A 12,216-nucleotide genomic window follows, 5' to 3' on the forward strand; every position below is an offset into this window, starting at 1 on the left:
AGGGAAACTGCGTCTCTGTTGTACTATAGCAAGTGCTTTAGATAAAGACACTGCCATCGGGCATTAATGCCTGCTCCAAGCAAGCCTCCAGCAACAGGGCACTACTGAGATCAGCACGCATTAGGTTGGCTTGACGTAAATTGGCACCCTTGAGATTCGTGCGGGCTAGGTAGGCATCAATGAGGCGAGCTTCTTGCAAATCCGCCCCGGTGAGATCCGTACGCCGCAAATCCGCCTTATTCAAAACCGCTTCCCGCAAGTTCACCCCTTGAGCTTGGGCATCATCAAGCCGCGCCTCGGAGAGAATCGCTTGACTTAAATCCGCTTGCGTGAGAATCGCTCCCCGCAGGTCTGCTTGAGCCAGCCGCGACTGCCGTAAGTTGCTTCCCACCAGATTCGCCTCATAGAGAATGGCACGGGTGAGAATTGCCCCCTGAAGATTGGTATTTTCTAAATTCGCTTGGGTCAGGTTGGCGCCATTGAGGTTGGCCTCTTTAAGATGCGCCCCCTTGAGGTTCACCCGCGATAGATCTGCCCCTGCCAAATTCGTTCCTTGGAGATCTACCTGATGCAGATCTGCACCCACCAGACTTGCCCCCTCCTGATAGTTCTCTTTGCGAAAGTTAGCACTGCGCAGACAGGAGCCAGCCAAAACCGTATGGCTTAAATTCACCTGTCGCAAGTCACTACTCAGGAAGTTGCAGTCGCGAAAAACGGCCAATGTGAGATCTGCTCCCTGCAAATTGGCGCGATCAAAAACGCAACCATGACATTGGGCATCACGAAAATGGCTATCGTTAAAAACTGCTTGGGTAAAGTTGCATCCCTCCAAGCGGGCGCCCGTCAAGAGGGCATAGCTAAAGTCAGCACGACCAAAATGACAAAACTGGAAATGCACCCCCTGTAAACTGGTACCGCGCAAGTCAATACCAATCAAATCGGCACCCACGAGACGAACGCCGGCCAGATTCACAGTTTGAAAATTGGTTTCGCCCTTGGCATAGCGAGCGAGCAACTCTTCAGCGTCCATGGCAATCTAACGTAGGGAGCAGTGCGCTAGGGATGTCTGTCCTTAACATTGCCAGCCACCGTGCTGAAGGCCGTAGTGTTCCAGAATCTCCTCACATCGTGCTTGGGCATCTCGGTCAAGCGTAGGGGGCACAGCCACGGCAATGCCTTCAATTTGACTGAGTTCGTAGTCAAAGTGGGAACAGGTTTGGGGCAACAGCCGCACAGAAACCCCATCGAGTAACTGCAAGTGGGCAGCCAGCTCACGATAGACCGCCAGTGACAGGCGGGGATTGTAGTACACCCGTTCACTCATGGGGCTGGGTCGGGGGAGTGGGTAAGGCACAACAATTGACATCATTCAAGCAAACTTTACCCCAGGCTAAAGCCCAGCGCACAAGTGCCACACGATTTTCTGATTTTGTTTTCATTAGAATATTACTGATATGGTTATCTACCGTACGCTTGCTGATGTCTAGTTTGGCGGCAATGTCTTGGTTGGTTAGCCCCGCCGCCACAAGCTCCAACACCTGTAGCTCACGCTCCGACAGCAGTGAATACTCCAACCGATCGTCTTGCGGTATAGACATCCCTAAATCCGTATAATTACTTAGACCCTTATATTCATTGTAGTTGACGATTTCTCTCCTTGCTGCTCTTTTAGCCCAAAACCACACGATTCCCTTACACACGCCCGGCCATCAACGGGGTCGAGGCATGGAGCCGCTGTTGCGTGCCCTTTGGGGAATGGCCTTAGCCCAAGATTTAAGTGAGTTGCCCGGCCTTGATAATTTGGCGCAGCCAACAGGAGTGCTGGCAGAGGCACAGGCGGCGGTAGCGGCGACGGCGGGGAGCGATCGCGCTTGGTTTTTGGTGAATGGTGCCACCAGTGGTCTTTTAGCCGCACTTCTAGCCACGGTAGGGCCGGGCGATCGCGTTCTCGTGGGGCGCAATGTCCACCGCTCAGTGATTGCGGGACTGGTGTTAACGGGGGCGAAGCCCGTCTATTTGGGAGTCGCCGTTGATCCCCAGTGGGGGCTGCCGTTGCCCGTTACCCGTGATGTGGTTGCCGCCGGCTTGGCTGCCTATCCCGATACCAAGGCGGTTGTGCTTGTCAGTCCCACCTATGAAGGCCTTTGCTCACCCTTGGTCGAGATTGCTCAGTGCGTCCATGACCACGGTTTGCCCCTCATTGTCGATGAAGCCCACGGCAGTCATTTTGCCTATCATCCCGCCTTGCCGGTAGCCGCTTTGGCCGCAGGCGCAGATGTGGTGGTGCAGTCGTGGCACAAAACCCTCGGCACGTTAACCCAAACGGCAGTGCTGCATCTGAAGGGGGAGCGGGTGTCCCCTGAGCGCTTGAGTCAAGCCCTGAACCTCGTGCAAACCACCAGTCCCAGCTATTGGTTTTTGGCAGCCCTTGAGCGGGCGGGGGTGCAGATGGCTGAGCAGGGAGAGCAAATCTACGCGCGACTTCTCCAGTGGGTTAAGACCTCTGAATGGCCTTTACCGCGCTGGCAGCCCACAGGTATCCCTCAGGATCCGCTGCGATTGACCCTAGGGACTTGGCCGATCGGTCTGACGGGGTTTGCCCTGGATGAGCTGTTGCAACCGCAGATCATTGCTGAATTTCCCAGCGGGCGATCGCTCACCTTTTGCCTTGGCCTCGGTACCAGCCAAATAATGCTCGAAATCTTGGCCGATCGCCTAAAAAGTGTTTGCGCCGAATACTGTTACCATGCCCCTCTGCCACCACTGGCCATCCCACCAATCCCTAACCGCCAAGAACCCGCACTCTCACCACGGGATGCCTACTTTTGCCCACAGGCATCGGTTCCCCTCAAGGCGGCCTTAAATGAGATTAGCGCTGAGACCCTCTCCCCCTACCCACCGGGAATTCCCGCTGTTATCGCCGGCGAACGGATCACTGCATCAGTGATTGAAACCTTGCAAACCCTCCAAGAGCTGGGGGCAGAGATCGTGGGGGCTACCGATCCTACGCTACAAACCCTAAGAATCTGTAGGGTCTAGTCTTCCCAGTCCTCCTCTTCAATGAGATGGCTCACCAAATGCTGTTCCAAGAGGGGTTGCAGGTGTTGAAAGTCTTGGGGAGAGAGGAGTTCAGGTTCTTGACCGGGGACAAGGCGAGCCACATAAAGGGTGGGACTCAGGGGCGTATAAACGCTGTATTCCCGTGTACCGCAAAAGAAGCTACTGCCCAGAGGTTGATACTCCTCAATGTCATCATCGGCTTCCACCTCAACCGTGAGAATCTCATCTTCATCCAGATCCGGCAGTTCACCCGCTACGGTGAGGGTTAGTGCAGTGCGCTTGAGGGTGAGGTTTTGTTCTTCAAGGATGGCACGGGCTGTATCAAAGACCGCATCAATTTCCTGCTCCTCTAGGGGCACCAAGATTTCTTCCTCGTCGTTTTCGGCCACGACCGCAAAAATTTCTACGGGGTAGTCCACTGGCCGCAGCAGCGCATAGGTTTCCCCTTGCACCTTCAGACGAAACTCGATGTAGCAGTCGAGGAAGCGACCATCATCATCGTAAAGGCGGAGTTGCTCCATCTCCTCCTCGAAGTCTTCCTCCTCCCAAGGCTGCTCATTACTATTTTGCTGGTTTTGATAGTTTGAACCCATGCTGCTTCGGTAAAAAGATTCCCTATGGCATTGGAGCATACCATGCAGCGGGTCGCCGTGGGGCAGCCTTGGTTAATTTTTCTACAAAAACTTAAAATTAAGGGGGATCTAAGCCGGCAAATAGGGCGGCAACCACCTGTGCTGCCTTCTGATCGAGCTTGTGCCAGTCCACCTCCCCAGCAGGGTCAAAGAGGCTGAGGTCAGCTTGCACCTCCCCCACCTGAAAGTCATGGATGCCGCTGTAGTCCAGTTCTGGGGTGTACTGCTGAAAACAAATTTGGTAGCACAGCTCCCACAGGTTCACCCGCTCTTGGCGATCGCCCTGACGTAAGTGCAGCCAGTAGAGAATTTGTGGTTCGGCTTCACCACAGGGAATCTCAACGGTTTCATAGGTGCCCTGCCAAGGGGAAGTTTCTAGCGATCGCCGCAGATGATCAAGCAGGCGAATCAGTGCCGGTTGAATCAGTTGTGCCGCTGCATACCAAGGATGATCCGTGTTGGCCGTCATGAGACTAAGCGAGAGGTTTTTTGACATTGTAGGCTTCGTGGGAGAGCACACTGCGGGGTTCAATGCGATCGCCCGTGTCATAGCAGATGAGGCGATAGTTATAGCTCAGGGGAATACTAATAATTCGGCGATCGTGATTCAGGCGCTTGCCCTTGAACTGGCGATAGTCGGCTCCTGCAAGGAGTTCTGCAATCACTTGGCGGGCTTTGAGGACAATCCACTTCGGCAACCCTTGGAGATCCACCACATCGTTGGCAAAGGAAGCCTCCCATTCCTGCCGTGCCAAGCGTGCTTGTTCCTGTGCCAGTCGTGCTTGTTCCTGTTCTGCTACCTCTAGAGCTTTTGCTTGGATCAACTGAGCGCAGTAGTGGCAAACCTGACCATAGCCTTGGTGGCCGCAGGGAAATTTTTTCCGACGACGTGGCATAGGGCGTTCTCAAAAAAAGCAAAACAGGGCAGAGAGTTATACCCCCCACCCTGAGCATCTATTGATATTTTCCGTCTAAAGGCGTACCATTGGCAACTTAGCCAAGCAGGGCATTGGCCTTGGCCACCACATTGTCCACCGTGAAGCCAAATTTCTCCATGAGGACGTTCCCCGGAGCCGAGGCACCAAAGCGCTCGATCGACACCGTTGCATCGGCATAGCGGCACCAACCAAAACTGGACGCCGCCTCCACCGCAAGGCGTTTTACCCCCGCCGGCAGCACACTGGCTTTGTACTCAGGGGATTGCTCCTCAAAGAGTTCCCAGGAGGGCATGGACACCACCCGCACTTTCTTGCCACTAGTTGTCAGGACTTCAGCGGCCTTGACACAGAGGGAGACTTCTGAACCGGTGCCAATCAGGATCAAATCGGGAGTACCTTGGCAATCCACAAGGGTATAGGCACCTTTGGCAACATTGGCCGCAGAGCTACCGGCCAAGTTGGGCACATTTTGCCGCGTCAGTGCCAAGAGGGTTGGCTGTTTGCGGCGTTGGACGGCCACTTGGTAGGCACCCGAGGTTTCATTGCCATCGGCAGGACGGATCACCAGTAGGTTGGGAATAGCACGCAATGAGGCCAAGGTCTCCACGGGTTGGTGGGTAGGGCCATCTTCACCAAGGGCAATGGAGTCGTGGGTCATCACATAGATCACCCCCGCTTGGGAGAGGGCTGAGAGGCGCAGGGCAGGCCGCAGGTAATCAGCAAAGACCAAGAAAGTGGCACAGTAGGGAATCAAGCCGGAATTGTGGAGAGCAATGCCGTTGCAGATGGCAGCCATGCCGTGTTCGCGCACGCCAAAGCGAATATTGCGATTTTGGTACTGGCCTTTTTGGAAGTCACCGGAGCACTTGAGTTCGGTGAGGTTGGAGTGGGTCAAGTCCGCAGAACCGCCAATGAGTTCGGGCAGATTGGGGGCGATCGCGTTCAGGCAAATTTCCGAATGCTTGCGGGTGGCCACAGCCTTATCTTCAGGAGTGTAGCTCGGCAGATTAGCATCCCAGTTGGCGGGCAACTCACCCCGCAGCAGCCGTTCAAATTCGGCAGCCTCCTCAGGATACTTTTGGCGATAGGTGGCGAGGGTTTGGTTCCACTCCGCTTCATAGCTAGCACCGCGCTCCACAGCTTTGCGGAAGTGGTTGAGGACATCCTCGGGGACAACAAAGGGCTCATAGTTCCAGCCAAGGTTTTCGCGGGTGAGCTTGACTTCCTCAGGCCCAAGAGCAGCGCCGTGCACCCCAGCGGTGTTGGCTTTGTTGGGGGAACCATAGCCAATGGTAGTGGTGACTTTAATGAGTGAAGGTTTATCGGTTACGGCTTTGGCCGCTTCAATGGCTTTGGCAATGCCCGCAAGATCCGTATTGCCATCGGCGACGTGCTGCACGTGCCAACCATAGGCCTCAAAGCGCTTGCAGACATCCTCTGTAAAGGCAATGTCGGTGGAACCGTCAATGGAAATGTGGTTATCGTCGTAGAGGGCAATGAGCTTACCCAAGCCCCAGTGACCCGCAAGGGAGCAGGCTTCGCCGGAGATGCCCTCCATGTTGCAGCCATCGCCAAGGATAACGTAGGTGTAGTGATCCACTAGTGTGACATCGGGCTTGTTGAAGCGAGCCGCTAAATGGGCTTCCGCCACTGCTAAGCCAACGGCGTTACAAATCCCTTGACCGAGAGGGCCTGTAGTCACCTCCACACCGGGGGTCTCAAAGTTTTCCGGGTGACCGGGTGTGCGCGATCCCCATTGGCGAAACTGTTTAATGTCCTCGATGGTGACGCTGTCGTAGCCCGTGAGGTAGAGCAGGGCATACTGCAACATACAGCCATGACCCGCCGAAAGGACAAAGCGATCGCGATTGAACCACTGCGGATTTTTGGGGTTAAACCGCATGAACTGGTTCCACAGCACATAGGCCATGGGTGCTGCCCCCATTGGTAGGCCGGGGTGCCCGGAGTTGGCCTTTTGCACCGCATCGATCGCTAGGAAACGAATCGCATTAATACAGAGTTCATCAAGGGATTGAGTCACCGCAGGCATTGCTTTCTCTCTCTAATTGGGTTTGCAGCAGACAGTTAACGATCGGGAGTAAATTTGCGGAAGGCCAACGTCACGTTGTGCCCACCAAAGCCAAAGGAGTTGGACAAAGCCACCGTCACCGAGCATGCCCGGCTCTGATGGGGAACATAGTCCAGATCGCAGGCAGGATCCGGTTGCTCCAAGTTAATTGTAGGGGGGATGCGATCGTGGGCAACCGCCATCACCGTTGCGATCGCCTCAATACCCCCTGACCCCCCTAGGAGGTGCCCCGTCATGGATTTTGTCGAACTTACGGGAACGCGACGGGCATTTTCCTCACCAAGGGCACGTTTAATAGCGGCAGTTTCCGTACTGTCGTTGGCGGGGGTACTTGTACCGTGGGCATTGATATAGCTCACCTGATCCGGGGCAATCTCCCCATCCTTGAGGCAGGCTTCAATGGCACGGGCCGCCCCTTCTCCCCCCGGTGAGGGAGCAGTCATGTGGTAGGCATCACAGGTCAAGCCATAGCCCACCATTTCTGCATAGATGCGTGCCCCCCGAGCAAGGGCAAATTCCAATTCTTCAAGGATCAAGATGCCTGCCCCTTCCCCAAGGACAAAGCCATCGCGGTTGAGGTCAAAGGGACGGCTGGCATGGTGGGGGTCATCATTGCGGGTGGACAGGGCACGGGCTGCCGCAAAACCCGCCACCGATAGGGGAGTAATTGCTGCCTCAGTACCGCCACAGATCATGGCCTTGGCATAACCGTGCTGCACCATACGGAAGGCATCGCCAATGGCATTGGAACCCGCTGCACAGGCGGTCACGGAACAGGAATTCGGGCCTTTGGCACCGGTGTGAATGGCGGTGAGTCCGGCGGCCATATTGGCAATCATCATCGGGATCATAAAGGGACTACAGCGATCGGGCCCCTTGGTGAGATAGACCTCCTGCTGATCCTCCATCACCTTTAGGCCGCCCACACCCGTACCAATAATGATGCCAATGTCAGTGGCATTGCCCTCGTCAATCGTCAATTGGGCATCTGCAAGGGCTTGCTTACTGGCAGCCACGGCAAATTGAGCAAAGCGATCCATGCGTTTGGCATCTTTGCGATCCATGTAGAGGGTGGGATCAAAGCCACGCACCTCACCCGCAATGCGGCAGTCATGACGACTGGCATCAAAAGCCGTGATGTAATCAATGCCGTTGCGACCGGCCATTAACCCTTCCCAATACTCCGCAAGGGTGTTGCCGAGGGGGGTAATTGCCCCCATCCCCGTGACAACGACCCGTTTTTGGTGCGCCTTTGCCATGGATCTATGCAGCTACCTTATTGTTGATAAAGTCAAGGACATCTTGGACGGTTTTCAGTTTTTCCGCCTCTTCGTCGGGAATTTCCACACCAAACGCTTCCTCAAGTGCCATGATCAACTCCACGGAGTCAAGGGAGTCAGCATTGAGATCCTCGGCAAAACTTGCTTCGGGCACAACCTTTTCTGCATCAACACTGAGTTGATCGGCAACAATGGCTTTTACTTTTTCGAGAATTTCAGATTGATTCATAGATGCCTTAACTGGATGGACAACGATTGAGAACAGTAATTGATGCGGGCGATCGCCATTCCTCAAATCTAGGATGTTTCGTGCCCAGAATCAACGCGCCATAATTATAGGACAGATTGGGGATCCCCTAAGATACTCCTGCAACTGTGATAAGCTACAGTTTGGATACTTGACACCAACAACGCTACATCCACTGTTGCCCTCCCTTCACCGAGTTGCCGATGCATTTTACGATTGCCAGTCTGCTTGCCAACTTTAGCGAAGATAAATTTGTTGCCCCGAAAGTTCTCGAAAAAAAACTCGGCTGTGACGATCCTGAGAGCCAGCGAGAACTGGAAATTGCCCTTGATGCCCTAGAACGCATTGGCCTGCTCATCAAAGAACGGGGCAAGTATCGCCGCGCCAGTGATGATGGCTTGATTGAAGGGCGGCTGCGCTGCTCCAGCAAGGGTTTTTGCTTTGCGATTCAAGATACCGAGGGTGCTGAAGATATTTTTGTGCGTGAGCATCAACTCAGTACCGCTTGGAATGGCGATCGCGTGCTGGTGCGGGTCACCCGTGAAGGCCGCCGCAAGAAATCTCCAGAGGGGGAAGTGAAACTGATCCTTGAGCGGGGAAATCCCTCGGTGATTGCCCGGGTGAAACAGACCGAAGACGGCTTTCGGGCCATTCCCCTCGACGATCGCCTGCTCTTTGAAATTGCCCTTGAACCCAATGACCTCGTGTCCGATCTATCCACGGTGGTGGATCAACTGGTGCATGTGAACATTCGCCGCTATCCCTTGGGGGGGTACCTGCCGACGGGGGAAATTGGCCAGATCCTAGGGAGTGATGCCCAATCGGCGCCAGCCTTAGATTTGATTTGCTGCAAACATAATCTTGTCCGCCAATTTAGCCCCGCCCTGCGGACAGCAGCCGCCACCTTAAATGCCCAGTTGGAAACCTTGGACTTGAGCGATCGCCAAGACTTGCGGGAACTGGTCACCATTACCTTAGTGGCTCCCGGCCAAGAACCCCAAGTGGCCTTTTCCCTCGATGCCCTCGAGCAAAATCTCTGGCAGTTGGGGATTCACATTAGCGATGTGGGGGGATTGCTCCCCCGCGATGAACTGCTGGATCGCACTGCTCGCCGTCAGGGGATGACCCTCGCCACCCCTGAACTGAGTTTGCCCCTCTTGCCGCAGGAATTGGAGAGGTTGCGCTTGCTGCCGGGGGGCGATCGCGCTGCCATTTCGCTGCTGATGGTGATCAACAATGCCGGTGAAGTTCAGTCCTACAGAATTTACCGCAGTTGTATCCGCGTTGATGCCTGTGTCACCAGTGAGCAGGTGGCGGCCACCCTTGCCCTAGGGGATACTTCCGGTGATTGGTTGCGTGCCCTGATTCACCTTGCCAATGCCGTGAGTCAGCAACGACAGGCACGGGGGAGTATTGAAGTTACGCCAGCGGATGCCCTGAGCCTTGCCTATGCCGATGAGGGTCTCGCCCCCGCCATTCCCCTACCGAGGGTCACCCCTTGGACAAGCTTAGTGATCCTTGCCAATGAACTCCTGGCTCGGCATTTGGCGAAGTTGGGGGTACCGGCTCTCTACCGCACGCAGCCTGTGCCCGAACTCTATGCCGTGCAGGATTTTCTCAAGCTCTGCCAAAATCTCAACTTGCCCTTGAGCCTAGACAATCCCACGCAGGTCACGCCCCGCGACTGTCAGCGCTTTATGGCACAATTGGCCACCTCGGATCTAGCAGCCGTGTTGCAGGAACTGTTGCTCGATAAACTCAAACCCGCCAGCGATACTGCCGTGGCGCTGCCCCACTTTAGTTTGGCCACTGGCGAGGGCTATGGCCATTTCTGCTCACCCCTCCAACGCTACACTGACATTGTGAATCAGCGCATTTTGCACATTCTCCTGACGGAAGGGCGCGATCGCCGCGGGCCACGGGCAAAAGAGCGCGTCAATCTTGGCGAGTCCAGTTGCTTGGAGCAGGTGAATTGGACTGTTTTCACCACCGATATCCAGCGGGAAGTGGACACCCTCGTTAACGAATTAGCCCCCCACCTCCAAGAGCGGGAGCGGCAAACCTACACGGCTTGGAAGGATTTGGTGGGGCTACAACGGGTGCGCCAAGTCCAAGCCTGCATCGGCGAAGTGCGTTCGGGCATTATTACCGGCGTGCAGTCCTATGGCTTCTTTGTGGAACTGATTGACTTTAATGTTGAGGGCTTAGTCCACGTCAGCTCCCTCAAGGATGACTGGTATGAATACCGTGCCCATGCCCAAACCTTGACGGGTCGGCGTAACCGCTTGCGCTACCGCTTGGGCGATCGCGTTGAAGTCCTGATTAAAAATGTGGATTCCTACCGCCAGCAGGTGGATTTGGCGGTCATTAGTGGTGGCTCCCAAGTGACGGAAGAAGATCTCAACGGTAGTAGTGACGGCGGCGAAGCCCTCACCCCTTCTGAGGATGACGCTCCTGAGACTCTCTAAACCAGCAGTTGACGTTTTGCAGGGAGTGGGCAGCGGTTGAAAATCATTTATTTTGGCACACCGGAGTTTGCCCTTGCGCCGCTACAACGGCTGCTGGAAACAGAGACCTATCAAGTGTTGGGGGTGGTCACCCAGCCCGATTGCCGACGGGGACGGGGCAACCAGTTATCGCCTTCTCCGGTCAAGGCCTTAGCCCTTGGCCACAGATTACCGGTTTGGCAGCCGGAACGTCTGCGTCGGGATCCAGAGCTGCCTGAGGTCTTGCGATCGCTAGGCGCTGATGTCTTTGTGGTGGTGGCCTACGGTCAAATCCTGCCCCCGTCGATCCTTGAGATTCCCCGTTACGGCTGCATCAACATCCACGGCTCGCTGCTGCCGAAGTATCGCGGTGCCGCGCCCATTCAGTGGGCGCTCTACCATGGCGAAGGGGAAACCGGCGTGACGACGATGCGCATGGATGCGGGTATGGACACAGGCCCGATGCTCCTGAAGCGCAAAGTAACGATTCATCTAGGAGATAACGCTGCTACCCTCAGTGCCAAGCTCAGTGACATGGGTGCCGACCTCCTACTAGAAACCTTGCAGCAACTGCTACAGCTTCAACCCGAACCCCAAAACGACGCTGAGGCTACCTACGCACCGCTCATTCAAAAAAGTGACTATGCCATTGATTGGGGGCGATCGGCCTTAGCCCTTCACAACCAAGTGCGCGCCTTTTACCCCTATGCCTATACCCAGTGGCAAGACACCCCCTTGAAACTGCTGCAAACGTGGCCATTGGTGCCCGAAGTGAGGGCCGAATTACCGGAACCTTTACACTCTTTTGTTTGTGAGCCTGAGGCATCTTCCGCCCCGGGTACGGTGGTAGAGCTAATTAAGGGATGGGGCCCCGTGGTACAGACGGGCAAGGGTCGCCTGCTGCTGAGTCAAGTGCACTTGAGTGGTCGCAAAGCCCAATCGGGGTGGGATTTTGTCAATGGGGTACGGCTGGCGATCGCCACTCAATTCGATATGATGCCCTCAGCCCTGTAACTGAGTTTTAAGCACGCGGGGCTTAATGTAACTAAATGTTACGATTTTGCCGTTTTGACAGCATTTCACCTTGACACCCCTCGGATCGGCTCACTACACTGGCACACATACCTAGGTACGTCTCTAACCCCTATGGAAGATAAGCAAAAGGTTACGTTGTATCTATCCCCCGATGTGCACCGCCAGCTAAAGATTGCCGCTGTGGTCGAGCAGGAAACGATGTCCACCCTTGCTGAACGTGCCATTGAATTTCTGCTGGCTCACCCAGAAGTACTGGCGGAATATGCCGAGCAAAAGCATGGCAATGTGCATCGGGTTTACCACTGCCCAGAGTGTGCTAGTGCCCTTGTCCTACGGGGGGATGAGCTAACGGCCTTGGTCAATCAGCCCACAGTGATTGATGACGACAGCCTCAGTGTTCCTTCGCTCTCCGTCGAGTTGGTGTCTGCCCGCTAGGGGCGGGGGTGTTG

13 protein-coding genes are annotated in these 12,216 nt (G+C 55.2%); 4 read left to right on the top strand and 9 right to left on the bottom strand.

Going from position 1 to position 12,216, the window contains the following annotated elements; genetic code table 11:
- Positions 1–37: 37 nt before the first annotated feature.
- Genes RHP47_RS06010 through RHP47_RS06020 form a run of 3 tightly spaced genes read right to left on the bottom strand, consistent with a single transcriptional unit; the run spans position 38 to position 1,598 of the window.
- Positions 38–1,030, bottom strand: coding sequence for a pentapeptide repeat-containing protein (locus tag RHP47_RS06010; RefSeq protein WP_286649964.1), 993 nt, complete (start codon positions 1,028–1,030; stop codon positions 38–40).
- A 42-nt stretch (positions 1,031–1,072) separates the two neighbouring features.
- On the bottom strand, positions 1,073–1,324 hold the full coding sequence (locus RHP47_RS06015) for a hypothetical protein (RefSeq protein WP_286649965.1): 252 nt from the start codon (positions 1,322–1,324) through the stop codon (positions 1,073–1,075).
- Positions 1,317–1,598: a helix-turn-helix transcriptional regulator gene (locus tag RHP47_RS06020; RefSeq protein WP_011057702.1), complete on the bottom strand. Its 282-nt coding sequence runs from the start codon at positions 1,596–1,598 to the stop codon at positions 1,317–1,319. The genes RHP47_RS06015 and RHP47_RS06020 overlap by 8 nt, the downstream gene beginning before the upstream one ends.
- A 43-nt stretch (positions 1,599–1,641) precedes the next feature.
- Between RHP47_RS06020 and RHP47_RS06025 the strand changes: the two genes are divergently transcribed.
- The gene (locus RHP47_RS06025; protein WP_190278264.1) at positions 1,642–3,039 is read left to right on the top strand and encodes an aminotransferase class I/II-fold pyridoxal phosphate-dependent enzyme; all 1,398 of its coding nucleotides are present in this window, start codon (positions 1,642–1,644) and stop codon (positions 3,037–3,039) included.
- Here the strand turns inward: RHP47_RS06025 and RHP47_RS06030 are convergent.
- From RHP47_RS06030 to acpP, 6 genes are all read right to left on the bottom strand, one after another.
- The gene (locus tag RHP47_RS06030; RefSeq protein WP_149819098.1) at positions 3,036–3,653 is read right to left on the bottom strand and encodes a DUF3727 domain-containing protein; all 618 of its coding nucleotides are present in this window, start codon (positions 3,651–3,653) and stop codon (positions 3,036–3,038) included. The two genes, RHP47_RS06025 and RHP47_RS06030, sit on opposite strands and share 4 nt — an antisense overlap.
- A 97-nt stretch (positions 3,654–3,750) precedes the next feature.
- Entirely contained in the window at positions 3,751–4,161 is a 411-nt protein-coding gene (locus RHP47_RS06035; protein WP_190278265.1) for a hypothetical protein, read from the bottom strand.
- 4 nt (positions 4,162–4,165) lie between these two features.
- A complete protein-coding gene (locus tag RHP47_RS06040; protein WP_286627060.1) occupies positions 4,166–4,588 on the bottom strand; it encodes a hypothetical protein in 423 nt (140 codons plus the stop codon).
- Between the two features lie 97 nt (positions 4,589–4,685).
- Positions 4,686–6,680 carry a transketolase gene (tkt, locus tag RHP47_RS06045; RefSeq protein WP_310841311.1) on the bottom strand — a complete coding sequence of 665 codons (1,995 nt, stop codon included), beginning with the start codon at positions 6,678–6,680 and terminating at the stop codon, positions 4,686–4,688.
- Positions 6,681–6,715: 35 nt separating this feature from the next.
- Positions 6,716–7,978 carry a beta-ketoacyl-ACP synthase II gene (gene fabF, locus RHP47_RS06050; protein WP_149819106.1) on the bottom strand — a complete coding sequence of 421 codons (1,263 nt, stop codon included), beginning with the start codon at positions 7,976–7,978 and terminating at the stop codon, positions 6,716–6,718.
- 4 nt (positions 7,979–7,982) lie between these two features.
- Positions 7,983–8,228: an acyl carrier protein gene (gene acpP, locus RHP47_RS06055; RefSeq protein WP_149819108.1), complete on the bottom strand. Its 246-nt coding sequence runs from the start codon at positions 8,226–8,228 to the stop codon at positions 7,983–7,985.
- Positions 8,229–8,449: 221 nt separating this feature from the next.
- On the opposite strand from acpP, the gene RHP47_RS06060 reads away from it, so the two are divergent.
- The 3 genes from RHP47_RS06060 to RHP47_RS06070 all read left to right on the top strand — a co-directional run bounded on the left by RHP47_RS06060 (position 8,450) and on the right by RHP47_RS06070 (position 12,202).
- Positions 8,450–10,714 carry a ribonuclease R family protein gene (locus RHP47_RS06060; protein ID WP_286627062.1) on the top strand — a complete coding sequence of 755 codons (2,265 nt, stop codon included), beginning with the start codon at positions 8,450–8,452 and terminating at the stop codon, positions 10,712–10,714.
- Between the two features lie 36 nt (positions 10,715–10,750).
- A complete protein-coding gene (gene fmt / locus RHP47_RS06065; RefSeq protein WP_310841313.1) occupies positions 10,751–11,746 on the top strand; it encodes a methionyl-tRNA formyltransferase in 996 nt (331 codons plus the stop codon).
- Positions 11,747–11,878: 132 nt separating this feature from the next.
- Positions 11,879–12,202, top strand: a complete 324-nt coding sequence (locus RHP47_RS06070) for a ribbon-helix-helix domain-containing protein (RefSeq protein ID WP_149819114.1) — start codon at positions 11,879–11,881, stop codon at positions 12,200–12,202.
- The last annotated feature ends 14 nt before the right edge of the window (positions 12,203–12,216 follow it).

Origin of the sequence: Thermosynechococcus sp. QKsg1 (assembly GCF_031586415.1) — a bacterium.
Taxonomy (GTDB): Bacteria; Cyanobacteriota; Cyanobacteriia; order Thermosynechococcales; family Thermosynechococcaceae; genus Thermosynechococcus.